Here is a 23932-nt window from a genome sequence, read left to right as displayed (position 1 = left end):
TGCAAGGTACGGAATATTCCGCAGAATCCGGCGCCGGAAAGCAAAAAATCGGGCGTGCTTTTCGAAAAGTACGCCCGATTTTCCCCGGCTTGCACCGTCTATTCGATCCGCCTCCGAAGCGCCTGTTTGCGCTCGGAATCTTTCAGCATCTCCACGAAACAGCGGGCATCGGCGCGGTTGGCCGCCGTGGAGTGCTTTTCGTACAGTTCCACGAAATGTTCGGCATGTTCCGCGAGGGCATGGCGGCAGTCGATGTTCAGGGCCAGCACCTCGCCGTCCCCCACGGCCTCGGCACAGACTCCCCACGAGAGCCCCGTCACCGTCGCGCCGCCCTCGACGGCTGTGCACGCCGCGGGATCGACACCCCGGAGGTTGACCGTCAGCGACGGAAAATAGAAATAAAGTCCGCCGGACAGACTGACCGTCAGGTGCAGGGTGTTCCCCTCGACCCGTTGGGTCAGCACGGCATGGCGGCGCAGGTAGTTGTATTCGAAATACTCCTCGAACGAGGGCATCCACACGCAGTCGCTTCCGTCCTTACCATAGGTATTGTTGAGCCACAGCAGCATTTCGGACCACGAACGGTCGGTGCCGTGCACACCGATATTGACCGCCTCGCGTTCCTCCGCGGGCAGCGCCAACTGCGCCTCGATCACCTCCGGAATCTCCTTAGGCTTCCAGAATCCCCGGTTGAACGCCGTCTTCAGCAAATCATCCTCCACAGCGAAGGGCCGGAGCGTTTCGCCCCCGGACTGCTCTACGATGGACTGGATGGGATCGTAGCTCATCGCCGCCGTGACATAGGTTTTATTGCCGTCGGGCTCGGCCAGCATCTTGCAGCCTCGGCCCGCAAGACGATCGAGGATAATATCCTGCGAGAGTCCGTAATGGCGGAGGATCGAGTCGGGGAGGTTCTTCGACTCCTTGTCCACATTCACGTCGTGGAAAGCGATACCGACGCCGTAGCTGAGCATCTCCCGGACATCGCCCCACATCAGCCCCTTCTGCATAAAGAAACGGTAGTAATTGTCCGTATAACCCGGTTTGACCGTCGCTTCGGCATCCATGTACTCCCATTCGGGGGAGAGGGTCGTCGAGAAGGCGAAACGCACCTCGCGGCCCGTGCCGTCGGTCGAGCCGAGCGTCTTGCCGAAGCCGTAGGTGTCGGGCGGCATATCCCCGCCGCGCAGGTGGGCTGCCGTATAATAATAAGTGTCGGAGAGGGGACGGCCGTTGATCGCGGCCCATGTGGTCGAGAAAGCCGCCTGCTTGCAGTCGTCCTGCGTCAGCAGCACCAGCAGCGACTTGTTGTATTTCAGGGGAGGAATGACGGCCTCCGCGTCCGTCAGGTCGGTCTCCGGAGCGAACGTAAGCGTCAGTTCGGCCGTAACATGACGGGGTTCATCCCCGAAAGGATAGAGATATTCCGCCGCAGAGGGGGGGGGGAAATCGGGACCGTCCGGACCTCCGGTATCGGTCTCGCCGCCCTTGGGCATCTTAATGCATCCCGCCAGCACCACAGCAGCGGCAAGAGCGAACGGCAGGAGAGATTTCGAATGACGCTTCATCGAGTAAAGATAGTAAAAATTCGTGAGAATCACCGTTTTTTCTGCGCCGGTTTCTTTTTGCGGACCGACCAGCCGAAATGACCCAGCGCCTCGCCCAACGCAAAGTATTCCCCGTGGGAATAGACGATCGGATCGGCGCGTTCGAGACAGAAACGCCCCGTCCCGGGGTCGATATAGGCTTCGTCGGCCTGCACCCCGACCACCTCGGCCAAAAACATGTCGTGGGTCCCGAGCGGCAGCACCTGCCGCACACGGCACTCGATGTTCACGGGAGACTCGGCGACAACGGGCGCAGCGATCCGCTCCGACGGAACGGCCGTGAGGCCCATCTCGCGGAACTTGTCGTAATCGCGGCCCGAACGTACGCCGCACCAGTCCGCGGCACGCGCCAGCCGGCGCGTCGTGAGGTTGATGACGAACTCGCCCGTGCGGCGGATAATTTCATAGGAGTGGCGTTCGGGACGCACCGAAATATAGCACATCGGCGGGGCGGAGCAGACCGTACCGGTCCATGCCACGGTCAGCAGGTTATATTCTTCGGGCGTAGCGCCGCAGCTCACCAGCACCGCCGGTAGAGGATACAATACGGTCCCGGGTTTCCAGTTCTGTTTCATAAAATTCGATTTGACAATCATATACTTCCACATACCAGTCGCTGTCGACTGCCGTTCTTGCCGCCTGCGGCGTCATTTACAAATCTGACCCCACCCCAACCCTCCCTCAGGGAGGGAGATTATGTTCTCAGCAGCCGATTCGTGTCGTCAAGTATATTCCTTTTTTGTACAAAGGTAAAGGTTTTTCCTTATCTTTACCGCAAATGCTCGCCGATTTCATCCGATACCTCGAGGCCGAACGCCGCTACTCGCCGCTCACCGTGCGCAACTACCGCCACGACGTCGAGCAGTTCCTCGCGTGGCTGGGGGTCGGCGACGCGGATTTCGACCCGCGCCGGGTGACCACGGAGGATATCCGCGAATGGATGATCTTCCGCACCGAGGAGGGACACCTGAGCGCCGCCTCGATGAACCGCGAGATCTCATCACTGCGGGCCCTGTTCCGCTGGCTGCTGCGCACGGGCGTCGTCAGCCGCGACGTGACGCAGCCCGTGGCGTCGCTGCGAACCTCGCGCCGCCTGCCGGCGTTCGTTCCCGAAAGCCGCATGAGCGGCATCGTCAGCGACTGCGAACAGGACAGCGAGGATTTCATCCGCGAGCGCAATTCGCTCATCGTACTGCTTTTCTACGCCTGCGGCCTGCGGCTGGCCGAACTGGTCGGCATCGACCGCGGGGATTTTTCGGACGATTTCACCTCGCTGCGCATCCGGGGCAAGGGCGACAAGGAGCGCATCGTGCCCATTCTGGAGTTCGTCCGCGAAAAGATTTTGCATTACATCGGGTTAATTGAGCGGCAAAATATTTGCATTTCACCGGAAAAAGCGCTATTTTTAACACACAAAGGAAAACGCATATCCCGGACGGCGGTTTACCGGACGGTGCAGGAAGAGCTGGACAAGGCAGGCGTTCAGGGCAAGAAAAGCCCCCATGTGCTGCGACACACTTTCGCAACACACCTGCTGAACAGCGGAGCCGATATGCGCGAGATACAGGAACTTCTGGGGCACGCTTCGCTGCAGGCCACGCAGGTCTACACGCACAACAGCATTGCCAAGCTCCGGGAGATTTATGCAAAAGCCCATCCCCGTGAAAAGGGTGGCGAGTGATTAACTTTTATAATATAAGGCTATGAACGTACAGATTCAATCCGTGAAATTCGACGCCGACAAGCGGCTGGTCGAATTCGTGAATGCCAAGATGGCGAAGTTGGACCGCTTTGCGGAGCGCTCGACGGGAGCCGAGGTCATTCTCAAACTCGATAAGGACCACGAAAAAGGAAACAAATTCGCAACCATCACGCTGCACATGCCGGGCGAGGATCTGGTGGCCTGCCACCAGTCGAAAGCCTTCGAAGAGTCGGTGGACGAAGCCATCGACGCCCTGAAGCGCCAGTTGGAGAAATTCAAAGCGAAAACTGAAAAATAAACCCCACCAACCTTAACCTTAACTAACTGAACGCCGCGACGGCCGCCTCTTGAAAAGGCGGCCGTCGCATTTTTCAGGAACGGAGCGGACAAAAAAATCCCGGGACGAAATTACCTGACCTACTCACCACCCCGCTCCATGCGGGTCTCGTCCCGGGAATACCCCGGCCGGCTGGATCTCCGGCGGCACGGGATAATACTACTGTACCACCGGCGTCAGGTGGAATTTCAGCGTTTCGACACTCTTCTGATTGTCGGCATCGGTAGCCGTCAATACAAAATTGTGGTTCGAATCCTGATTGTAGATCACCGCAATCAGCGGCACCAACTGCGAAATGTTGATCGACAGCGAAGTCTTGTTCTTCACATCGTCGCCCACGGGAAACTCGAGCCCCTTAAGGCCAGCAGCGATCTCCGGCGTAGCCGGGTTCACCAAGCTCATCGTCTGGGCCAGACCCAGCTCGCCGAGCACCTCGGCCGTCAGGCAGGGCGACTCGATTTTCACCGTGAGGTCGGAAATTCCGGCGGGCGCCGTCACGTCCACCACCACCGACATGGTCGGTTTGATCTCGTGAACCGCCTTGATGTCGCCGCCCTTGAGCGTAAGCGTCGGCGCAGCATGCTTTCCGTTGTCATCGTCGTCGCTGCAACCCACAAGGAATGCAGCGCCCATGGTCATGGCAACAGCCATGGTCAGGCACATTAATCTCTTCATAGTCTTTAAATTAAAATGAATCCCAAAATTCCAGTCGCCGTAAAATTAGGTTCCGGGAATGACGACGGCAAATAAATTCAACCGATCAGCGCATTTTACCGACGAAACAGCGTATTTCATCAACGAAAGAAATCCGGAACAAAGAAAAGAGAATACGACACATGCAAAAAACGGCCGCACTCGCGTGCAGCCGTCCGATTTGGTAGTGGATAGGGGATTCGAACCCCTATGTCATGCGTGAGAGGCATGTATCCTAACCCTTAGATGAATCCACCGGTTCAGTTTTGTGGTGCAAAGATAAGGGCTTCTTTTAAATCTGCAAAATTTTCCGCCGAAAACTGCGATTTTTTTTCGCAAAAGGCCCTCCAAACCCACTTTTTGACTATCTTTAAACTAAATAAAATCCTTTCCGCCATGAAAATCCGCCTTTCAACGCTCTTTGCCGCCATCGCAGCAGCCGCTGTCGTCTCCTGCACGAAGCATCCCGTACAGCCCGAATTCGGCATCGCCGCCACCGACACGCTCGTCGAACGCAACGGAATCGCCTGCAACATCGAATACCGCTTCGCATCGATCCTCAACACCGAAGACTCCCCCGCCCTTGCAGCGATCGAACGGGCGAATATCGGCTATTTCTTCGAACTGGAAGCATTCTCCGGCACGGCGCAGGAGGCTGCCGCCGCCGCGATCGGCCAGATCGCCGACACCTACCTCGCGGACAGCCTGCCGGCAGGCTCCGCCGGCATGGAATACGAGATCTCCGCTGAATCCGAGGGCGCCGTCGTGGATACGCTCGTCACCTACACCATCACGCGGTCGAGTTACACGGGCGGCGCACACGGCATCTACGGCAGCTTCAACTACGTCTACTCACTCGCCGGAGGCTACGAAATCACCTTGGCCGACCTGTTCACCGACACGCAACTGGACAACCTCGACCGGCTGATCCGCCGGAAACTCTACGAGCAGTACGACGCCCGGGACGACGAAGGGCTGTCCGCCGCGGGATTCTTCCCCGAATACATCGGCCCGACGGAGAACTTCCGCGTCACGGCCGAAAGCATCGTTTTCGACTACAATCCGTATGAAATAGGGTGCTATGCGCTCGGGGGCGTCGAAGTGGAGGTGACCCGCGAAGAGCTGGCCGGGCTCTGAGGACGCCGGCCGGAAATGAAAAAAGGTCCGAGTCTCCCGACTAGGACCTTCTTTTTTGGCGGGGAACCACCCCCTCCAAAAATGAGGTTCAATCGGAGGTATTCGACTCATCGAACGAGTACCGTTCTTAAGTCTTAGCAACGGATCTTCCGCTGCAACCTGCCGATTTCCTCAACCAACCTAAAACTACTAACCTAAATGAACCTTAAAACTTCACTGCAAAGATAAGGGGCATTTTTCATTTATGCAAATATTTTATGAATATCTTAAATATATTTAACAATTTGGTAACATTGGATAACCGACAAATTCACTTACCCGATTAAGCTAACGTTCTCGCAAGCAATTATGGATAAGCCACTTCCGGTTGAAAAACCAGTTGAAATGCCTGTTCCCGGGGAGGTTGCAAAAAAGGGCACAAAATAAACATCCGACCGGGCGAGATCCGGAAAAACAGCGCAGAAAAAGGGCAAAAGCAAACAAAGGAAAACCGCATCGGGCGAAATGCCCGGACACCGGAAAACAGGAATAAAAAAAAGGAAACCCGGAATCAGAACCGGAGTTCCTCTTCCACAGTTTCCTCACCAACCTAAAACTACTAACCTAAATGAACCTTAAAACTTCGCTGCAAAGATAAGGCGAAAAAACAGACCTTGCAAGTTTTTATTAAAATAATTTTCAAATTTATTGATATTTTTTAATAACACCCTGCATCAGCGAAATACAAGTATTTGATAATCAACGTCAACAACTGTTCCGGCGATAATCCGAAAGATTTTTCGCCGGAAAGCATGCAGTATTTCGGAAATACGGCATTTAAAGAATAAAATTGTTATATGCTGTTCGTAACAGATAAAATTGCTACTTTTGCCGAATGATTTCGACAGCCTCTATTGCAAACAGGATTTTCCGCAAAATCCCGGCAGAGATTTTGCGGATTCAACAGTGCCTTACCCTACAACCTAACCAATTTATACCAGTACGATGACTGTATCGTTGATCATTACTACTTACAATTGGCCGCGGGCGCTTTACCTGTGTCTCGACAGCGTGATGCAGCAGACCGTCATGCCCTCCGAGATTCTGGTCGCGGACGACGGGTCGGGCATCAGCACCCGCGACGTCGTGAGGCACTTCCAGAACATCTCACCGGTTCCCGTGCACCACATCTGGCACGAAGACCGGGGATTTCGGGTCGCAGCCATCCGCAACAAGGCCATCGCCGCCAGTTCCGGTGACTACATCATCCATGTCGACGGCGATCTGATCCTGCAGCGCAACTTCATTCAGGACCACATTCTCTTTGCCCGGGAAGGCTGCTACGTTTCGGGCTCCCGCGGCATCATCACCGAAATGCTGACCGAGAAGGTCCTCAGCGGCGAGATCACCTCGCTGACGGCGCTGACCAAGGGCGTGCGCAACAGCAACAACGTCATGCGCGTACCCATCATGGCCATCGTCTACCGCATGATCGCGCCCTCGCAGGCGCCCAGAAGCTGCAATCTGGGGCTGTGGCGCCGGGACCTGATCCGCGTCAACGGATTCGACGAGGGATTCGAAGGATGGGGGTACGAGGATACGGAACTGGGACTGCGCCTGAACAACAGCGGCGTGCAGCAGCGGCGCATGAAGTTCCAAGGTGTCGCGTTCCATCTCCACCACGACAAAGCCTCCCGCGACAACTGCGCCGTCAACGAACTGCGCTATCTGGAGAGCATCCGCGAACACCGCATGCGCTGCGAAAAGGGCCTCGACCGACACCTGACGCCGCGCATCACCTATGCCGGAAAAGGCGCAGCCGTCGTTGTCGGCGGCTGATTCTCCTGCCGGAGTACCCTATTCCTCTATTTTTCGAACGAAGATTTTTCGGGAAACAACCTCCCGAGGAATTGTCGTACCCGGAACCGGTCCTCATCGGTCATCCGGGCGTCGTCGTTCAGGCAGAACAGCGACGGGTCGTACTTCTCCATCACCGCATCCAAATCCGGCGTATAGGCGGGAATGCAGCGCGAGTCGCTCCCGCAGCCGACGCCGAAGAGGGCGCGAAGCCGCTGCACGGGGGTTTCGAGCTTGTTATACCGCGTGACCTCGCGCAGCGAAGCCTCCCCGCGGGCGAGCGCATGGTAGAGCACCAGCGAACGCTGCCAGTCGTCGCGCGAGCGGAAACGATGGTGCTCCGTGGGCGCCAGCTCGTCGCGGAACACCTCGAGGGCGGCGAGGAAATCGCTGCGGCGGTAGGCGTCGACGTTATGATGGGGCGCCAGTTCGGAGCAACGGCCGCAGCGGGCCCGCACCAACTCCTGCATGCGCAGGATCGTGTGGCAGTAGATATCGTCGTCGTGCCGTTTCAGCGATTGTTTCTTGAGCCGCACGACGGGGCGTCCCGCGTCATCGAAGAAGAAGCCGGGACCGACGGGACGGCTGAAGAACATATCGTCGTTGGCATAGAGGAAATGCTCGGCCAGATCGGGAATCCGGGGCAGAAACAGCTCGATCGTACAGGAGTTGAAGACGGGCAGAATCTCCGCAGGCATGATCTCGCGGTGGGAAACCACCCGCACACGCGGGTTCGACGTATCGAGCCACGCGGGCGTCTGGTCGTCGGTCAGGATGTAGACGCGGCGAATCCACGGCGCATAACGCTCCGCCGAACGCAGCGAATAGCGCAGTTCGTCGTTCTCGACAAAACGGCACTCCCCCGCCGCTTCGGGGTCCACCTGCCTGTCGGCAGGCAGGTAAGTATTCTTCTTCGCCAGCCACACGGGGTCGTTGCCGTCGACCCAGAGGTACACCAGATCAATCTCCATAGCCTCGTTTATTTGTCGGCGGCGCGCCGCCACCAGATCGGAATCAGGTCGAACAGCCGGAAAGTCTGCCGGTCGCCGCACTCCTTGAGTTTCAGCCATGTGATTCCCCAACGGTCGTAGGTACGGCGGGTGATGTGACGAAACCGCGCATCCAGATGCAACCCGTGCGCCGCCATATAGTCGGCGAATGCCTTATGGGCCAGATATTTGTCCTGCTGTTTTTTCGGTGTCTGGCGGCTCTTGGTGATCGAGGTGGCGTTCACCACATATCGGTACACCACGTCGGGCACCGTCACCACGTTCCCGCCTTCGCACAGCACGCGCATCGTGTATTCGACATCCTCGTAGCAGACCCGTTCGCGGAAACGCAGCCCCAGCCGCAGCAGCATCTCCCGGCGCAGGAGCTTGTTCATCACATAGAAATCGGGCGGGCAGCGGCAGATGCGGAATTTCTCCTGCGCATCGGCAACCACCTGCCGCTCGGTGTAACGGATCGTCCATTTCGAATACGACGGACGTATCTTCAGCATCGAGGCGCACGCCACATCGGCCCCCGCCTCCCGGGCCGCTTCGTAGAGCCGCTCGCAGTAGGCCGCATCGATCCAGTCGTCGGAATCGACAAAGAGGATGAACTCCCCCGCCGCGGCATCGAACCCGCGGTTGCGGGCGCCGCCCAGTCCGCGGTTTTCCTGCGAGATCACGCGGATACGCGCATCCCCGGCCGCATAGCGGTTCAGGATGTCGATCGAGCGGTCGGGACTTCCGTCGTCGACACAGATGATCTCGATATCGCGCAGGGTCTGCCCCACCACGCTGTCCAGACACCGGGCCAGAAACGGCTCAACGTTGTAGACCGGAATGATAACACTGATTTTCGGTTCCATCGGCTATCGAATATAATTTTTTACCGCTTCGGCGATCCGCTCGCCGTCGAGCGCCGCAGAAATGATGCCGCCGGCATATCCCGCCCCCTCGCCCGCGGGGAACAATCCCTCCGTTTCAGGGTGCATCAGCGTCGCCGGATCGCGCGGCACACGCACGGGTGTCGAGGTCCGGGACTCCACGCCCACGATCAACGCCTCGCCGGTCACATAGCCCCGCATCCGGCGGCCGAAGGTCGTGAGCCCCTGCCGCAGACCCTGCGCGATGAAGCCGGGCATCCACCGGTCGAGCCGCGAGGGGGTGACACCGGGGATGTAGGAGGTCGCGGGCAGCGATCCGCTCGCACGCCCCGCCACGAAATCGGCGACCCGCTGCGCCGGCGCTATCTGGTGCTCCCCGCCCTCCCGGCGGGCCAGTTCCTCGAACTGCTGCTGGAATTTCAGCCCCGCCAGTTCGCCCCATTCGGTGCGCAGGTGTTCGAAATCCGCCAGCCGCACCTCCGTCACCAGTCCGGAATTGGCATAGGGCGACGTGCGGCCGCTGGGCGACATGCCGTTGACCACCGACTGCGCGGCATCGGTCATGGCCGGAACGATGAAACCGCCCGGACACATGCAGAACGAATAGACCCCGCGGCCATTCTCCTGACTCACCAGCGAATAGGAGGCCGCCGGAAGATACTCGCCGCGCGTTTCGCAATGGTACTGGATCGAGTCGATCAGCGCCTGCGGATGCTCGATGCGTACCCCCATGGCAAAGGGTTTGGCCTCGACGCGCACACCGCGTCGGTGGAGCAGTTCATAGATATCACGCGCCGAATGGCCCGTGGCCAACACCACGGCGGCGCCTTCGATCAGCTCGCCGCCGCACCATACGCCGGCGATGCGGCCCTTTTCGATTTTCAGATCCGTGACGCGGCTTTCGAAGCGGAAAACGCCGCCGGCATCGACGATCGTCTGCCGGATACGCTGCATGATGCCCGGCAGACGGTCGGTGCCGATATGCGGATGCGCCTCGTAAAGTATTTCGGGTGTCGCCCCATGAAACACGAGCGTTTGCAGCGCCTTGTTGTAGTCGCCGCGCTTCTTGCTGCGCGTGAAGAGCTTGCCGTCGGAGAAAGTCCCGGCCCCGCCCTCACCGAAAGCATAGTTCGAATCGGGATCGACGGCGCCGTTGCGGTTGATCTGCGCGATATCGCGCTTGCGGGCCGAGACGTCGCGTCCCCGCTCCAGAATTACGGGCCGCAGCCCCAGTTCGATCAGCCGCAGGGCTGCGAACAACCCCGCAGGGCCCGATCCCACGATCACAACCTCCGTGCGGCCCCCGACCGACGGATAGTCGAAATGCACCGGTCCGGGCTGCGGCTCATGGTCGGCATAGATTTCCAGCGTGAGGTTCACCTTCACCTGGCGCTGACGGGCGTCGATCGACCTTTTGACGACCCTCGCCAGCGCGATGTCCGACTCGCGGATGCCCATGCGACGAGCCGCCTGCGCGGTGTAGAACTTCGCGTCAGCGGCCTGCCGGGGAGTGAGCGTGAGGGTAATCTGCTGCGGCATATTATAGAATTTTGTCTACAAAAATAACCAAAAAACCCGGATAATCCCCGTCGCCGATTGCTATTTGTGAATTTTTGCCTACCTTTGTCTTACCGATGCGGATATGGTGTAATTGGTAGCCACGTCAGACTTAGGATCTGATGCCTTACGGCGTGGGGGTTCGAGTCCCTTTATCCGCACAAAGGAGCCTTTTTCCGAGGTTCCTTTTTTGTTGCCCGTTCGGTGCAAAAAGAAGAAAATCGACTGTATATCATCGTTTTGCAAAGGCTTCGTTCGATTCTCCGAACCGAAAGCGGAAAGCAGTTCGCGGCAAACTCGCGGGAGCACGAAAGGGAACGGAGCCGAAAAACGGGCCGTTCTGCAGGGCTCGTCCGCAAGCGCTCCAACGCACCCACGCCCTGCCGCAAACCGGCAGCAGCTCCCACCGGGACTGCGGAGAGTAATTCCCCTCCGGAAACCAAACAACAGTATCCGAGCAGCAACAATGATAAAATCAGTCTTTTTATTCTCATAAGCAACAAATATTGTTTTTCAATCATCCTCTGAGATTCGATGCGTGTTCGGCCGTCTCACGGGTCCGATCTATTACGGACGGTCCTGTGACGGAGAGACGTCCGCCCCAAGAGTCGGAATGCAGGAGCTCCGAGCGGCGACGGAGCACCGTAGGCGTCTGTCCGAAATATTGTTTGCAGAATGTAGTAAAGTAGGACGGCGTAGCAAAACCGTAATCCACAGCGATCTCGGCGATACACTTATCCGTATTGCGAATCTCGTGAAGGATACGTTCGGAGACGGCAGCACCTCGCCCGCCGACAAACGGTACTGTCGGAAAAGGGACGCAGAATCCGATTCCGGAAGCCGGAGATCGCCCTGTCCCGGCAGGGAAGCTCCGGCGCACTACCCTATCGAGGGCGCCGGTGGATGAGCTGGAACACCAGCGGGTAAGCTCCGCTTTTCAGGGCGCGGTGGCGATTGAGCATCAATTTTACGCTTGCCATTATTCTCTCTGAAATAGTTTATTCGGACAAAAGTACGGCAAAAAAAGCGGTATGCGGCCCCAAAATATGGGCCGCACAGGAGTCGCGGTTTCGCTTCAAGCGGACAGAAAACGGTCCGCCACTACATATGTTTCGCATTCCTCCCGCAAGGCGGAGTCAGGCAGCCCCGACAAAATCTCCGACGGCGACAGTCGCTATACCGTCTTTATCAGCGAGCGTCCCAGCCATACGAGTATCAGCCCCAGCATGAAGCTCAGGCCGACGTAAAGGCCGAAATAGAGCCAGTGTTTCTGTTGCAGGAGCAGGTACATGTCGTCGGCGAACGACGAAAAGGTGGTGAAACCGCCGCAGAAGCCGGTGATCAGGAATACGTTCATCGACGGTGAGATGACGTGGGCCTTTTCGGCCAGTCCGAAAAAGATGCCGATCACGAAACTCCCGATAATATTGACGGCGAACGTACCCCATGGAAACGCGGAAACCGTAATGACATGAGCCAGTTTTCCCGTCAGAAAGCGCAGGCATGTGCCGATAAAACCGCCGAGTCCCGCAATCATCATCGCTTTAAACATAATTCACACGTTTTTAATTGATTCTACCATTCGGATTCTTCCCCGGACAAATTTAATGCCACAGGACTTCCGTTTTTTGCCGCGGATCGCCACGGGGCAGCTTTTGGCATCCTATTTGGAGCCTCTGCTGATCAGTACCGGCGAATCGCTGCCCCGGCGGGGTATGTATGGCCTGCGGGGATGCGGAGCCGGATTAACTATAAAAATCGTTTATTATGCACTTGACACCGAAAGAGATTGACAAGCTCATGCTGCTTTCGCTCGGGATGATCGCCGAAAGGCGCATGAAAAAAGGGCTGAAACTGAATTACCCGGAGGCCGTAGCCTACATCACGTCCACCGCACTGGAGGGAGCGCGTGAAGGCAAGACCGTGGAGGAGGTTATGAAAGGAGCGGCCAGCGTACTGAAGAAAAGCGACGTCATGGAGGGCGTCGCCGACATGATCGACCTGTTGCAGGTCGAAGCCGTGTTTACGGACGGTTCCCGTCTGGTGAGCATCCACCATCCTATTAAGTAATTTAAAAAATCCTGATTATGAGTACGAAAAATCCCGCCCCTGCGAAAAATCAGGTGCAGGCGGCGAGTCTTTATCCGAATAAACCCGGCTTCAAACCTGCGAAGTCCGTCGTCGTCGGAGGAGTAATCCTGATGAATGCCCCGATCGAGTACAATACCGGCCGCAAGACCGTGCAGCTTGTCGTGCGCAATACCGGCGACCGTCCGATTCAGGTCGGTTCGCATTTTCATTTCTTCGAGGTTAACCGCTATCTGGAGTTCGACCGCGACGCCGCTTTCGGCTGTCACCTGAACATTCCCGCAACGACCGCCATCCGGTTCGAACCGGGCGACCAGAAAGAGGTCGAGGTCGTGGCCTATTCGGGCAAACGCCGCGTGATCGGCTTCAACGGTCTGGTGATGGGATATACGGGCGACGAGGATGCGCCCACCTATTTCCCGGCACATATACATGCCGGACGCAAAGCCCGGCATGCAGGGTTCAAGAACATTTCGGAAAGCGAAGCCGAGGCCGCTATGAAAAAAAGCAACAACACTAAAAAATAGAGGATATGGCAACAATTTCACGTCAAGAATACAACAATCTTTTCGGTCCTACCGTCGGCGACAAGATCCGGCTGGGTGACACCGATCTTTACGTCGAGATCGAAAAAGACCTGCGCGAATACGGCGACGAAGTCGTCTACGGCGGCGGTAAAACCATCCGTGACGGCATGGGGCTGGCCAATACGATGACCTCGAAGGAGGGTTCGCTCGACCTCGTTATCACCAACGTGACGATCATCGACGCCAATCTGGGCGTCGTGAAGGCCGATGTGGGTGTCAAGGACGGAAAAATCGCCGGTATCGGCAAGGCGGGCAATCCGAATATCATGCACGGCGTGCATCCCGATCTGGTAACCAGCACCGCAACCGACGCCATATCGGGCGAACACCTGATCCTGACAGCGGCCGGCATCGACGGCCATGTGCACATGATCTCCCCGCAGCAGGCCTACGCCTGCCTGAGCAACGGCATTACGACCCTGTTCGGCGGCGGAATCGGCCCTACGGACGGCAGTAACGGCACCACCATCACTTCCGGCCGCTGGAACATCGAACGCATGCTGGAGTCGATCGAGGGGCTTCCGGTAAACGTCGGCCTGCTGGGCAAAGGCAACTGCTCGATGAACCAGCCGCTCGAAGAGCAGATCGAGGCCGGAGCCTGCGGCCTGAAGATTCACGAGGACTGGGGTTCGACTCCCGCTGCGATCCGCGCCGCGCTGGGCGTCGCCGATCGTTTCGACGTGCAGGTGGCCATCCACTCCGATACGCTCAACGAGAGCGGATATGTCGAAGATACGATTGCCGCCATGGACGGCCGCACGATCCATACCTACCACACCGAAGGCGCCGGCGGCGGACACGCCCCCGATCTGCTGAAAGTGGCGTCGATGCCCTATGTGCTGCCTTCGTCGACCAATCCGACCCTGCCGTTCGGCATCAATTCCCAAGCCGAGCTGTTCGACATGATCATGGTCTGCCACAACCTCAATCCGAAGATTCCGTCGGACGTGGCCTTTGCCGAGAGCCGCGTGCGTCCCGAAACGCAGGCCGCGGAGAACGTGCTGCACGATCTGGGCGTGCTGTCGATGGTTTCGTCCGACTCGCAGGCCATGGGCCGTATCGGCGAATCGTTCATGCGCACGTTCCAGATGGCGTCGTTCATGAAGAACGCCTGCGGCAAGCTTGCCGAGGATGCCGACGGGAACGACAACTTCCGCGTGCTGCGTTACATCGCCAAAATCACGATCAACCCGGCCATCACTTACGGTGTCTCCGACTACCTCGGATCGGTCGAGAAGGGCAAAGTCGCCGACCTCGTACTCTGGGAGCCGCAGTTCTTCGGTGCCAAACCCAAGATGGTCATCAAGGGCGGCCTGATCAACTGGTCGAACATGGGCGACCCCAACGCGTCGCTCCCGACGCCGCAGCCGTGCTATTACCGTCCGATGTACGGCGCTTTCGGCCGCACGCTACCCGAAACGTGCCTTTCGTTCGTTTCGAACGCCGCATTCCAAAGCGGTATCAAGGAACGTCTCCACCTGCATCGTATGGTGCAGCCCGTGCGCCGCACCCGCCAGCTCACCAAATACGACATGGTGCGCAACGGAGGAATGCCGAAGATCGACGTGAATCCCGAAACGTTCGACGTGCTGGTCAACGACATCCGCGCCTACGTCAAACCTGCCGACAAATTCCCCCTGAGCCAACTGCTCTGGTTCTCGTAATCCTGACTTTTTTCCGGGAGCATGCCGCAGGGTGTGCTCCCGGAAATTAAAACCGACTTAAAAACGAATCCGATGAAAATATATACGGAAATCATAGGCAATTTGCAGGATCCCGAATGGATGAAGAAAGCGCGGGAAGCCGAAATCGAATATATCGATCTCGACCAGTGGACGGCCCAGAAAAGCCGCTTCGTGGTCAAAGGCGACCGGGAAAACGAATACGCCGTGGCGTTGAAACGCCACTCGCAGATGCTCGACGGCGATATTATCGAGTACCTGCCCGAACAGCACCGCATCGCGGCCATCCGCATCCGACTCAACGACGTGCTGGTCGCAGACCTTTCGGATCTGGCGCGTCAAACGCCGGAAACGATCATCCATATCTCAGTGGAACTCGGTCATGCCATCGGCAACCAGCATTGGCCCGCAGTGGTCAAGGGGACGAAGGTCTACATTCCGCTGACGGTGGACAAGAAAGTGATGGACAGCGTGATGCGTACGCACCATATAGAAGGTGTCGCCTACTCGTTCCAGCCCGGTTCGGAGGTGATTCCCTATTTGGCGCCCCATGAAATCCGGCGTCTGTTCGGCGGCACAGGTCCCGACAGCGACGTACACCACCATCACGAACATGCGCACGCGCATTAAACCCATCCTTATGACCGACGACGCAACAACCGTCATGCGGCTGCTCGAATTCACCGACTCGGCCTTTCCGGTCGGGACCTTCTCCTTCTCCAACGGGCTGGAAACGGCCGCCGAAGAGGAACTGGTGCACGACGCCGCGACGCTCGAACAATATACGCAGGACATTGTCCGGCAGGCCGCCTTCACCGACGGAGTCGCGGCGCTGCACGCTTTCCGCAGCTATAACCTCGGTTATTACGAGGGTATCCTCAATGCCGACCGTCAGGCCGTTCTCTGCAAGATGAACGCCGAGGCGCGGCTGATGACCCGGCGCATGGGCAAGAAGCTGGCCGAGCTGTCGAAACACATCTTTCCCGATGAAACCGCAGCGCGGTGGCTCGGCGACATCGCCGGCGGCCGCACCCCCGGCACTTATCCCGTGGCGCAGGGTATCGTATTCGCGGCCTGCGGAATCTCCGAAAAGGAGCTTTTCTGCTCCCACCAGTACGGCGTGGTCAACATGGTCGTCAGCGCGGCCCTCCGCTGCGTGCGCGTGTCGCACTACGACACGCAGCGCATCCTGTTCCGGGCCGCCGAAAAGCTTGGCGAACTCTATGACACGGCGGGCGACATGGACTTCGACGACATGTATACCTTCGTGCCGCAGATCGACATTCTCGCCTCGCTGCACGAAAAGGGAACCAAACGCATGTTTATGAACTAACCCACTTAAGAAGTGGGTTTTATAGGCGATGGCAGGCCGGGTCGTTCGGAGCCGGATTTGCGCTGCCACCCCGGGATAAACGAATGTAAAAACAGAAAGATAAAATTATGAGCAACAATACAACTTGCAGAATCGGAATCGGCGGCCCCGTGGGCTCCGGCAAGACGGCGCTGATCGAAGCCATCACCCCGCGGCTTCTGGACATGGGCTACAAAGTGCTGGTGATAACCAACGACGTGGTAACCACGGAAGACGCCAAGCATGTACGCAAAATGCTGAAGGGCATCCTTGTCGAGGAGCGGATCATCGGCGTCGAGACCGGAGCGTGCCCCCATACGGCCGTGCGCGAGGACCCTTCGATGAACATCGCGGCGGTCGAGGAGATGGAGGCCCGGTTCCCCGACGGCGACGTGGTGCTGATCGAGTCGGGCGGCGACAACCTCACCCTCACGTTCAGCCCTGCGCTGGTGGACTTTTTCATCTATGTGATCGATGTGGCCGCGGGCGACAAGATTCCCCGCAAGGACGGACCGGGGATATCCCAGTCCGATATTCTGGTTATCAACAAGACCGATCTGGCCCCCTATGTCCGTGCCGATCTCGAAGTGATGCGGCGCGATTCCGAGCTGATGCGTCCGGGCAAACCGTTCGTATTCACCAACTGCATGACGGGTGAAGGGATCGACGAACTGGTCGCCCTGATCCGCCGGATGGCGCTTTTCGACCTCGACAACGACAAAGAGAAAGTTTCGGAACCCCTAACCGGCGCCCTACGATGAATTTCACAGCAGCCAAAGAGATGAGCCCCTACCTCGAAGAGCCGAAGGCGATGCCTGTCGGCACTCCGGGGAAAATGGGATACCTCTACTTGGGATTCGAGCTCGACGACGACGGCAAGTCGATCATGCGCGATCTGGAACGGCATGCGCCGCTGATCGTCCAGCAGGAACTCTATTTCGACGAAGGCATGCCCGAGATGCCGTGCGTTTACATCCTCTCCTCGGGAGGCCCCAACGTGGACGGCGATCGCTATGAACAGCGTTTCGTCGTCCGCAAAGGCGCCTATGCCCACATTTCGACCGGAGCGGCGACCAAACTGGCCGAGATGCGCTACAACTATTCGGGACTGACACAGGTGTTCGAGCTCGAAGAGAACGCCTATCTGGAATACCTGCCCGAACCGACCATCCCGTGCCGGCACACGCGGTTCATCGCCGACACGGCGATCCGCATCGCGCCGTCGGCCACGCTGTTCTATTCGGAGATTTACATGAGCGGCCGGAAATATTTCGACCGGGGCGAGACTTTCCAGTACGACATTCTTTCGGTCTGCTCCCATGCCGAACGCCCCGGCGGGGAGCAGTTGTTCCGCGAAAAATTCATCATCCGGCCCGAAATGCACGCGCCCTCGACGCTCGGCGCGATGAACGGGTACGACGTTTTCGCCAACGTGATCGTACTGACGCCTCCGGAACACGCCGACAACATCTACGAACGGACGCCGGCCTTCATCGACCGCGACCGCCGGCTGGCGGCCGGCATCACGCGCCTGCCGAACGATGCGGGGCTGCTCTATAAAGTTTTAGGCGAGGAGACGGCACCCGTGAAAAAACTCATCCGCGAATTCTGCTCCTCGGTCCGGCAGGAAATCAAGGGCAAACCTTTGCCCGAAGAGTTTCCGTGGAGATAGGAACTTTGTTAATAGTTAAATAATGCAAATATGGCAAATACGATCGCTCGATCCGAAGGGGCCGGCGGAGGCTCTTTCGAGTTTATCAAAATTCTGCTGCGCGGCACCGGGCAGGTGATGTTTCAGAACAGCGCATGGACAGGACTCCTGTTTATGATCGGCATTTTCTGGGGCGCCTATACCGAGGGGCAGGGACTTGTGGGCTGGGGCGCCCTGCTGGGCGTGACCGTCTCTACGGTGACGGGCTATCTGCTCGGCTTTCCGGCCAAGGACGGCGAGCAGGGACTCTGGGGTTTCAACGGCGTGCTGGTGGGGTGCGCGTTTCCTACGTTCATGGGCAACACCGTCTGGATGTGGCTGGCGCTGGTGCTCTGTTCGGCGCTGACGACATGGGTGCGCACGGGATTCAACAACGTGATGGCGCCATGGAAGGTCAATTCGTTCACCTTTCCGTTCGTCTTCTGCACATGGATGTTCCTGCTGGCGGCACGCGCCATGCACGGGCTGCCGACGACGCACATGTCCGACCCGTCGCTTCCGGCGGCCTTTTCATCGCTGGAGAGCATCCGTTTGGGCGATCTGGCGGTTTACTGGCTGAAAGGTATCGGACAGGTCTTTCTGATCGATTCGTGGGTGACGGGAATCTGTTTCCTCGCGGGACTGTTCCTTTGCAGCCGCTGGGCGGCGCTCTGGGCCGCGATCGGCTCGGCGCTGGCGCTGCTGACGGTCATCGTGCTGAAAGCGTCGGGCCCGGACATCTCCGAAGGACTTTACGGATACAGCCCCGTGCTGACGGCCATTGCACTGGCGACGGTGTTTTACAAGCCGAATTTCCGCTCGGCGCTGTGGGCCGTTCTGGGGATTCTGGTGACGGTGTTCGTTCAGGCCGGCATGTATGTGCTGATGGCGCCTGTCGGAATCGCCACCCTGACCGGACCGTTCTGTATCACGACATGGCTCTTCCTGCTGCCGCTCGTCAGGTTCGACGACGAGCAGAAGCCCGACCATTCGAACTGGTATCCGGAAAACAAGAAGCATCTGGCGGCGCAGCAGCCGGGCGCGAAAACGAAATAACCGTCCGCCCGGTCCGGCCGTTGCCGGGCAGGGCGACCTAAAAACCTGAAAAACGACAGACTATGCACATGTCCGACGCACTGGTCTCCCCGCCGGTATTCGCCGTTACGGGAGCCGTATCGCTGGTCCTGCTCGGAACGGCGATCCGGAAAGTCAAACATCCGCGCAACGCCCGCCCCGAACCCGACGGGCGGGACGAGCACATCGTTCCGCTGATGGGTGTGATGGGCGCCTTCATCTTCGCCGCCCAGATGATAAATTTCTCTATTCCGGGAACGGGCTCGAGCGGCCATCTGGTCGGCGGCATCCTGCTCTCGGCGATACTGGGTCCTTGGGCCGCGCTGATTACGCTGGCCTCCGTACTGGTGATCCAGTGTCTGGTTTTCGCCGACGGCGGTTTCATGGCTTTGGGCGCCAATATCCTCAACATGGCGGTGCTGTCGTGTCTGGTAGCCTATCCGCTGCTGTTCAGGCCGCTGATGAAACGCGGCGCATCGCCGGGGCGCATCCTCGCCGCGTCGCTGCTCGCTTCGGTGGCCGGACTCGAACTGGGCGCACTGGCCGTGACGATCGAAACCGAAGCGTCGGGCATCACCGCGCTGCCGATGGGACAGTTTCTGTTGTTCATGCTCCCGATCCATCTGTTCATCGGTATCGGCGAGGGGCTGGCTACGGCGGCGGTGATCTACATCGTGCAGCGTTATAAGCCCGAACTGCTGTACGGCGTCCGCCGGGAACGCACCTCCGGAAGACAGCGGTTCGGAAAGGCCTTTGCGGCGATCGCGCTGGCGGCGCTGCTCGTCGCCGGGTCGTTCTCGTGGATCGCTTCGTCCGATCCCGACGGACTGGAATGGTCGATCGAGAAGACGGCGGGGCGGACCGAACTGGAACCTGCGTCCGACGGCCTGCACCGGAGAGCCGCCGCCATTCAGGAGAAAACGGCCGTCATACCCGATTACAACACGACGTTTGCGGGAATCGTGGGAAGCGGGGCCATTCTGCTGGCCGTGTTCGGCGCCTCCTGTCTGTTCCGCGCCGGACAAAAGCAGGAATGAAAAACCGATTGCAGCATGTACTTTGTGCATTGGATGCGATGGAGCGGACCGCCCGGATGCAAAGTCCGCTCCATCGCACGGATGCACGGGCCAAACTGCTCGTCACGGTGGTTTTCCTCGTGACGATGCTCTCCGTGCCGCTTCCCCGGCTTCCGGAGCTGCTGCTGTTCTGCGTCTTTCCGATCGTCACCTGCGCAATGGGCGGCCTGAGCTGCGCAACGATTTTCCGGCGGTCGCTCGTCGTGCTGCCGTTCGTCGCCTTTATCGGCGTTTTCAACCTCTTCTACGACCGCGAGCCGGTTTTCCGGGTAGGCGCGGTGGTCGTCACCGCCGGCTGGATTTCGTTTCTCTCGATCGTCCTGCGCGGCCTGCTGTCGGTGCAGGCGCTGCTCGTGCTGATCGGCAGCACCGGCTACTACGGTCTCTGCCGGAGCATGCAGCGGCTGGGGGTACCGGCCGTTTTCACCACGCAGTTGCTTTTCGTCTACCGTTACCTTTATGTCCTGATCGAAGAGGCCGCGGCCATGCAGCAGGCCCGCGACGCACGAAGTTTCGGGCGCAAATCCTACCCGCTGAAGATTTGGGGAACACTCGTCGGACAGTTGCTGATCCGCACGTTCGACCGGGCCGAGCAGATCAGCCGGGCGATGCTGGCGCGGGGATTTTCGGGGCGCATCCCGGAGGGGGTGTCCGAACGCCCGGCATGGAAAATGCGCGATACCCTGTTTCTCGCCGTATGGTGCTCGGCACTCATCCTGCTGCGGCTGTGCCGTCCGGCCGAAAACCTTTCGATGCTGATAAACAACCTTTGAGATGAGCCACCACTACCTCCGGTTCGACGATGTGCATTACCGTTATCCCAACGGTTACGAAGCGCTCTGCGGCGTCTCGTTCCGCATCACGCACGGAGAGAAGGTCGCCTTGGTGGGGGCCAACGGAGCCGGGAAATCGACTCTGCTGCTGCACACCAACGGACTGCTGATGCCTTCGCAGGGCGAAGTGGTCATGGGCGGGATCACGCTCACGCGCAGGACGCTGCCGCTGGTGCGGCAGTCCGTGGGGCTGGTGTTTCAGGATTCGGACAACCAGCTCTTCATGCCCACGGTCGAGGAAGACGTGGCCTTCGGACCTGCGAACATGCAACTCGAACCCGAAGAGATACGCCGCCGCGTCACGGAGGCCCTCGATGCCGTCGGAGCGCTCGATCTGCGCGAAGCGTCGCCTTTCCGACTTTCGGGCGGACAGAAGAAGCGCGTTGCGATAGCGACGGTCCTCGCGATGGAGCCGTCGGTGCTCGTCATGGACGAGCCGACCTCGAATCTCGATCCCCGCGCCCGGCGGCAGATCATCGACCTGATACGCCGTTTCAGCCACACGACGCTCGTCGCCACGCACGATATGGAGATGGTGCTCGACCTTTGCGACCGCACGATCGTGATGAAGGAGGGGCGGATCGTGGCCGACGGCAATACGCGGCATGTGTTCGGCGATCTGGCCCTGCTCGAAGAGTGCGGGTTGGAGCAGCCTTGCGAACTGCGGATGAAACGCGCGCTGAAAAGGGAGTACGCCCGTTGACGGTCAGTCGCGCCGGACCTCGGGACGCACCGACCGTCCCCTGTCGGGAAGCACCTCCCGGCCGACGACGTTCGTAACCAGCGCCCCGGCGAGCAGTACGCCGATCGTCACCCAAAGCACCAGCGAAGCGCCGCCCCACTTGAGTAGCACCGGAATGACGACGACGCCGGCAACAGCGCCCAGTTTGCCGAAGGCCGCGGCCAGTCCCGCACCTGCGCCGCGCTCGGCGACGGAATAGATTTGGGGCGGAATGATGAACGTCATCAGGTGGGGACCCGCATTGAGGAACAGTTCGAAGAGCATGAATCCGGACACGGCGATCCACACCGGCCAGTGGAATTCGTAGGCCGCCAGCAGGATGCCCATGCCCGCGGCGCAGAGGATAAAGCCCCACGTCTGGGTCCGCACATGATACCAGCGGTTCACGAGCAGCAGCCCCAGTACGAATCCCGGCAGGATGCAGAGGTTGATCCAAGTGGTCAGCAACACCGAACCGGTGATTCGTGAAAAGGCCGATTCGGACCCCGATTCCAGCCCCAGCGCCATGACCAGCACGGGCAGGAACACCCCGATGCCGTAGACGCCCAATCCCTCGCAGGCCCACGGAATGCCGCTGAAAATCACTTTCTTCACCTGACCGGATTTGAAAAGGTCGCTCCATGCCACCTTCGGCATCTGCGTCTTGTCCGGACGGTTGCGGATTTCACCGATCTCCACATCCGGCCCTAGGAAATATTGCACGGCCTTTTCGGCTTCGGCCATGCGCCCGTGGGCGACGAGCCATCCGGGACTTTGTTCGAACCGGATGCGGCAGAGCAGCATGACGACCGCCATGACTGCGACGAGCAGCAGCAGACGGTTCCACAGGTGCGGATCGTTCCACTCCCGCAGCAGGAAGAAGCAGATGGCCGCCGCTGCGATGCTGCCCAGCGACGACACGGCTTTCGCCACGCCGACCATCAGCAGTTTCCACCGCCGGGGCATGATCTCGGAAATGTAGTCCGAATCGAGACTGTAACCGCCGCCGATGCCCAGCCCCATGAAAAACAGTCCCGCGACCAGCCCGAAGAGATCGGCCGTGAAAAAGGCCAGCAGCGAGGCCGCGAGAATGAGTGCCGGACAGAACCGGAAGAAGAACAGGTATCCCTTCTTATCGCTCCATGCCCCGAACAGCACCGAGCCGACCATGATTCCGACGAGGCTGGTCGCCGCCACGAGTCCCTGTTGCAGGGAGGTAAGTCCGGGATGCCGGAAAATCTGGATCATCGGCAGTATGACGCCGACCAGCGTCGCCAGCCCCGCTCCGGTGATCTGCCCGAGCGAAGCGACGATAAGCACTCTGAAATGGCCCCAACGCAGGGGCATCGTGTCCATGTTCATATTTTTATCGGTAACTGTGTTTGCGTATTCCTGCGGGTAGAGCCATCTGTTCCACCGCTCGAGCAGCCACAGCAGCGCAATGCCCACCACGACGCCGACGACCGATTCGGTAAAACGCAGCAGGCAGTTCACGGCCGGCGAGACGTGGGGCGTCATCTGCGAGACGAGCAGGATGATGAGCAGCGTAATGGTGGCGATACGGCCGTTCCGGTAGATTCCGACCAGCATGCAGAGCATCTCCAGCACGAAGACCGAGGCGAGCATTCCCACGATCGAAAAGGGCCACATCTTGAGGTATATGTAGGCGACGAGCGCCCCGAGGAAGGTCCCCAGCACCCGGGTCCATCCGGTGCGCAGCGAAGCCTTGTAGCTGTTCGACTGCAAGACGACCACCAGCGACGTGCAGGCCAGCATGGCCCCCATCCAGCGCGATGCCTCGTGGAGCGATCCTGTGATGTAGACGCCCGTCAGATAAGCCAGCAGGACACCGATGCAGGAGACGAACGAGACGGAAGGATGCATGCGTCCGACGGCATCGCGCAGATACTGCCGAATCCGTAACGAGATCGGTTGCCGGGTATTTTCCATAACGTAATGAGCTGTTTATCGGGCTCAGAACAAGAAACGCGCCGAAAAGGAAAACGGACGTCCGGCATGTATCCGGAATCCGCACATTCTTCGGTCTCCGGCGGATTTTGGAACAAAAATTGGAGAAAGGCGAGGATG

At 58.9% G+C, this 23932-nt stretch carries 24 protein-coding genes and 2 tRNA genes; 16 read left to right on the top strand and 10 right to left on the bottom strand.

Annotated elements, in window-relative coordinates:
* Positions 1 to 98: 98 nt before the first annotated feature.
* Positions 99 to 1601, bottom strand: a complete 1503-nt coding sequence (locus BN5935_RS06740) for a polysaccharide deacetylase family protein (RefSeq protein WP_147625783.1) — start codon at positions 1599 to 1601, stop codon at positions 99 to 101.
* Positions 1598 to 2182 carry a flavin reductase family protein gene (locus tag BN5935_RS06735; RefSeq protein WP_064976865.1) on the bottom strand — a complete coding sequence of 195 codons (585 nt, stop codon included), beginning with the start codon at positions 2180 to 2182 and terminating at the stop codon, positions 1598 to 1600. The genes BN5935_RS06740 and BN5935_RS06735 overlap by 4 nt, the downstream gene beginning before the upstream one ends.
* Positions 2183 to 2385: 203 nt before the next feature.
* On the opposite strand from BN5935_RS06735, the gene BN5935_RS06730 reads away from it, so the two are divergent.
* Together BN5935_RS06730 and hpf are read left to right on the top strand one after the other, a co-directional pair.
* Complete coding sequence (locus tag BN5935_RS06730) at positions 2386 to 3288, top strand: tyrosine-type recombinase/integrase (RefSeq protein ID WP_064975439.1); 903 nt, start codon at positions 2386 to 2388, stop codon at positions 3286 to 3288.
* Positions 3289 to 3310: 22 nt separating this feature from the next.
* Complete coding sequence (gene hpf / locus BN5935_RS06725; protein ID WP_064975438.1) at positions 3311 to 3607, top strand: ribosome hibernation-promoting factor, HPF/YfiA family; 297 nt, start codon at positions 3311 to 3313, stop codon at positions 3605 to 3607.
* 198 nt (positions 3608 to 3805) lie between these two features.
* On the opposite strand, the gene BN5935_RS06720 is transcribed toward hpf, so the two are convergent.
* Positions 3806 to 4321 carry a hypothetical protein gene (locus BN5935_RS06720; RefSeq protein WP_235821033.1) on the bottom strand — a complete coding sequence of 172 codons (516 nt, stop codon included), beginning with the start codon at positions 4319 to 4321 and terminating at the stop codon, positions 3806 to 3808.
* A 200-nt stretch (positions 4322 to 4521) separates the two neighbouring features.
* Positions 4522 to 4596: transfer RNA gene (locus BN5935_RS06715), tRNA-Glu, on the bottom strand.
* A 139-nt stretch (positions 4597 to 4735) separates the two neighbouring features.
* Here BN5935_RS06715 and BN5935_RS06710 point away from each other — a divergent pair.
* A complete protein-coding gene (locus tag BN5935_RS06710) occupies positions 4736 to 5476 on the top strand; it encodes an RsiV family protein (RefSeq protein WP_064975437.1) in 741 nt (246 codons plus the stop codon).
* 984 nt (positions 5477 to 6460) lie between these two features.
* Positions 6461 to 7294: a glycosyltransferase family 2 protein gene (locus BN5935_RS06705; RefSeq protein WP_064975436.1), complete on the top strand. Its 834-nt coding sequence runs from the start codon at positions 6461 to 6463 to the stop codon at positions 7292 to 7294.
* Between the two features lie 26 nt (positions 7295 to 7320).
* Here BN5935_RS06705 and BN5935_RS06700 read toward each other — a convergent pair whose 3' ends face one another.
* The 3 genes from BN5935_RS06700 to BN5935_RS06690 are packed head-to-tail and all read right to left on the bottom strand — an operon-like array spanning position 7321 to position 10724.
* Entirely contained in the window at positions 7321 to 8283 is a 963-nt protein-coding gene (locus BN5935_RS06700; RefSeq protein WP_064975435.1) for a stealth family protein, read from the bottom strand.
* Between the two features lie 8 nt (positions 8284 to 8291).
* Positions 8292 to 9167, bottom strand: coding sequence for a glycosyltransferase family 2 protein (locus BN5935_RS06695; protein ID WP_064975434.1), 876 nt, complete (start codon positions 9165 to 9167; stop codon positions 8292 to 8294).
* 3 nt (positions 9168 to 9170) lie between these two features.
* Positions 9171 to 10724: an NAD(P)/FAD-dependent oxidoreductase gene (locus tag BN5935_RS06690; RefSeq protein ID WP_064975433.1), complete on the bottom strand. Its 1554-nt coding sequence runs from the start codon at positions 10722 to 10724 to the stop codon at positions 9171 to 9173.
* A gap of 97 nt (positions 10725 to 10821) precedes the next feature.
* On the opposite strand from BN5935_RS06690, the gene BN5935_RS06685 reads away from it, so the two are divergent.
* Positions 10822 to 10903, top strand: a tRNA-Leu gene (locus BN5935_RS06685).
* 356 nt (positions 10904 to 11259) lie between these two features.
* On the opposite strand, the gene BN5935_RS15715 is transcribed toward BN5935_RS06685, so the two are convergent.
* Positions 11260 to 11622: a helix-turn-helix domain-containing protein gene (locus tag BN5935_RS15715; RefSeq protein WP_082944046.1), complete on the bottom strand. Its 363-nt coding sequence runs from the start codon at positions 11620 to 11622 to the stop codon at positions 11260 to 11262.
* Positions 11623 to 11916: 294 nt separating this feature from the next.
* Positions 11917 to 12294 carry a fluoride efflux transporter CrcB gene (crcB, locus tag BN5935_RS06680; protein WP_064975432.1) on the bottom strand — a complete coding sequence of 126 codons (378 nt, stop codon included), beginning with the start codon at positions 12292 to 12294 and terminating at the stop codon, positions 11917 to 11919.
* Between the two features lie 215 nt (positions 12295 to 12509).
* On the opposite strand from crcB, the gene BN5935_RS06675 reads away from it, so the two are divergent.
* The 11 genes from BN5935_RS06675 to BN5935_RS06625 all read left to right on the top strand — a co-directional run bounded on the left by BN5935_RS06675 (position 12510) and on the right by BN5935_RS06625 (position 21826).
* Positions 12510 to 12812: an urease subunit gamma gene (locus BN5935_RS06675; protein ID WP_026076677.1), complete on the top strand. Its 303-nt coding sequence runs from the start codon at positions 12510 to 12512 to the stop codon at positions 12810 to 12812.
* Positions 12813 to 12829: 17 nt separating this feature from the next.
* Positions 12830 to 13357: an urease subunit beta gene (locus BN5935_RS06670; protein ID WP_064975431.1), complete on the top strand. Its 528-nt coding sequence runs from the start codon at positions 12830 to 12832 to the stop codon at positions 13355 to 13357.
* A 5-nt stretch (positions 13358 to 13362) separates the two neighbouring features.
* On the top strand, positions 13363 to 15081 hold the full coding sequence (locus BN5935_RS06665; RefSeq protein WP_064975430.1) for an urease subunit alpha: 1719 nt from the start codon (positions 13363 to 13365) through the stop codon (positions 15079 to 15081).
* Positions 15082 to 15153: 72 nt separating this feature from the next.
* Positions 15154 to 15729 (top strand): urease accessory protein UreE, encoded by a 576-nt coding sequence (gene ureE / locus BN5935_RS06660; protein ID WP_064975429.1) that lies wholly within the window; start codon positions 15154 to 15156, stop codon positions 15727 to 15729.
* 10 nt (positions 15730 to 15739) lie between these two features.
* Positions 15740 to 16432: an urease accessory protein UreF gene (locus BN5935_RS06655; protein ID WP_064975428.1), complete on the top strand. Its 693-nt coding sequence runs from the start codon at positions 15740 to 15742 to the stop codon at positions 16430 to 16432.
* A 107-nt stretch (positions 16433 to 16539) separates the two neighbouring features.
* Positions 16540 to 17211 (top strand): urease accessory protein UreG, encoded by a 672-nt coding sequence (gene ureG / locus BN5935_RS06650; protein WP_064975427.1) that lies wholly within the window; start codon positions 16540 to 16542, stop codon positions 17209 to 17211.
* Positions 17208 to 18122, top strand: a complete 915-nt coding sequence (locus tag BN5935_RS06645; RefSeq protein WP_064975426.1) for an urease accessory protein UreD — start codon at positions 17208 to 17210, stop codon at positions 18120 to 18122. The genes ureG and BN5935_RS06645 overlap by 4 nt, the downstream gene beginning before the upstream one ends.
* A 30-nt stretch (positions 18123 to 18152) precedes the next feature.
* Positions 18153 to 19196 carry an urea transporter gene (yut, locus tag BN5935_RS06640; RefSeq protein ID WP_064975425.1) on the top strand — a complete coding sequence of 348 codons (1044 nt, stop codon included), beginning with the start codon at positions 18153 to 18155 and terminating at the stop codon, positions 19194 to 19196.
* 68 nt (positions 19197 to 19264) lie between these two features.
* Positions 19265 to 20251 (top strand): energy-coupling factor ABC transporter permease, encoded by a 987-nt coding sequence (locus BN5935_RS06635; protein ID WP_235821032.1) that lies wholly within the window; start codon positions 19265 to 19267, stop codon positions 20249 to 20251.
* Positions 20248 to 21063, top strand: a complete 816-nt coding sequence (gene cbiQ / locus BN5935_RS06630) for a cobalt ECF transporter T component CbiQ (protein WP_064975423.1) — start codon at positions 20248 to 20250, stop codon at positions 21061 to 21063. The genes BN5935_RS06635 and cbiQ overlap by 4 nt, the downstream gene beginning before the upstream one ends.
* 1 nt (position 21064) lies before the next feature.
* Positions 21065 to 21826, top strand: a complete 762-nt coding sequence (locus BN5935_RS06625) for an energy-coupling factor ABC transporter ATP-binding protein (protein WP_064975422.1) — start codon at positions 21065 to 21067, stop codon at positions 21824 to 21826.
* A gap of 3 nt (positions 21827 to 21829) precedes the next feature.
* On the opposite strand, the gene BN5935_RS06620 is transcribed toward BN5935_RS06625, so the two are convergent.
* Positions 21830 to 23794, bottom strand: a complete 1965-nt coding sequence (locus tag BN5935_RS06620) for an MFS transporter (RefSeq protein ID WP_064975421.1) — start codon at positions 23792 to 23794, stop codon at positions 21830 to 21832.
* Between the last annotated feature and the right edge of the window lie 138 nt (positions 23795 to 23932).

Origin of the sequence: Alistipes provencensis, assembly GCF_900083545.1 — a bacterium.
In the GTDB taxonomy this organism is placed as follows: Bacteria; Bacteroidota; Bacteroidia; order Bacteroidales; family Rikenellaceae; genus Alistipes; species Alistipes provencensis.
This window is presented reverse-complemented; position numbering and strand designations above follow the sequence as displayed.

Coding starts and splice junctions, on each gene's coding strand:
- ureG (WP_064975427.1), top strand. CDS start 16,540: ATGAGCAACAATACAACTTGCAGAATCGGAATCGGCGGCCCCGTGGGC.
- BN5935_RS06700 (WP_064975435.1), bottom strand. CDS start 8,283: ATGGAGATTGATCTGGTGTACCTCTGGGTCGACGGCAACGACCCCGTG.
- hpf (WP_064975438.1), top strand. CDS start 3,311: ATGAACGTACAGATTCAATCCGTGAAATTCGACGCCGACAAGCGGCTG.
- BN5935_RS06635 (WP_235821032.1), top strand. CDS start 19,265: ATGTCCGACGCACTGGTCTCCCCGCCGGTATTCGCCGTTACGGGAGCC.
- cbiQ (WP_064975423.1), top strand. CDS start 20,248: ATGAAAAACCGATTGCAGCATGTACTTTGTGCATTGGATGCGATGGAG.
- BN5935_RS06730 (WP_064975439.1), top strand. CDS start 2,386: ATGCTCGCCGATTTCATCCGATACCTCGAGGCCGAACGCCGCTACTCG.
- BN5935_RS06625 (WP_064975422.1), top strand. CDS start 21,065: ATGAGCCACCACTACCTCCGGTTCGACGATGTGCATTACCGTTATCCC.
- ureE (WP_064975429.1), top strand. CDS start 15,154: ATGAAAATATATACGGAAATCATAGGCAATTTGCAGGATCCCGAATGG.
- crcB (WP_064975432.1), bottom strand. CDS start 12,294: ATGTTTAAAGCGATGATGATTGCGGGACTCGGCGGTTTTATCGGCACA.
- BN5935_RS06710 (WP_064975437.1), top strand. CDS start 4,736: ATGAAAATCCGCCTTTCAACGCTCTTTGCCGCCATCGCAGCAGCCGCT.
- BN5935_RS06665 (WP_064975430.1), top strand. CDS start 13,363: ATGGCAACAATTTCACGTCAAGAATACAACAATCTTTTCGGTCCTACC.
- BN5935_RS06655 (WP_064975428.1), top strand. CDS start 15,740: ATGACCGACGACGCAACAACCGTCATGCGGCTGCTCGAATTCACCGAC.
- BN5935_RS06675 (WP_026076677.1), top strand. CDS start 12,510: ATGCACTTGACACCGAAAGAGATTGACAAGCTCATGCTGCTTTCGCTC.
- BN5935_RS06620 (WP_064975421.1), bottom strand. CDS start 23,794: ATGGAAAATACCCGGCAACCGATCTCGTTACGGATTCGGCAGTATCTG.
- BN5935_RS06695 (WP_064975434.1), bottom strand. CDS start 9,167: ATGGAACCGAAAATCAGTGTTATCATTCCGGTCTACAACGTTGAGCCG.
- BN5935_RS06720 (WP_235821033.1), bottom strand. CDS start 4,321: ATGAAGAGATTAATGTGCCTGACCATGGCTGTTGCCATGACCATGGGC.
- BN5935_RS06645 (WP_064975426.1), top strand. CDS start 17,208: ATGAATTTCACAGCAGCCAAAGAGATGAGCCCCTACCTCGAAGAGCCG.
- yut (WP_064975425.1), top strand. CDS start 18,153: ATGGCAAATACGATCGCTCGATCCGAAGGGGCCGGCGGAGGCTCTTTC.
- BN5935_RS06735 (WP_064976865.1), bottom strand. CDS start 2,182: ATGAAACAGAACTGGAAACCCGGGACCGTATTGTATCCTCTACCGGCG.
- BN5935_RS06670 (WP_064975431.1), top strand. CDS start 12,830: ATGAGTACGAAAAATCCCGCCCCTGCGAAAAATCAGGTGCAGGCGGCG.
- BN5935_RS06690 (WP_064975433.1), bottom strand. CDS start 10,724: ATGCCGCAGCAGATTACCCTCACGCTCACTCCCCGGCAGGCCGCTGAC.
- BN5935_RS06705 (WP_064975436.1), top strand. CDS start 6,461: ATGACTGTATCGTTGATCATTACTACTTACAATTGGCCGCGGGCGCTT.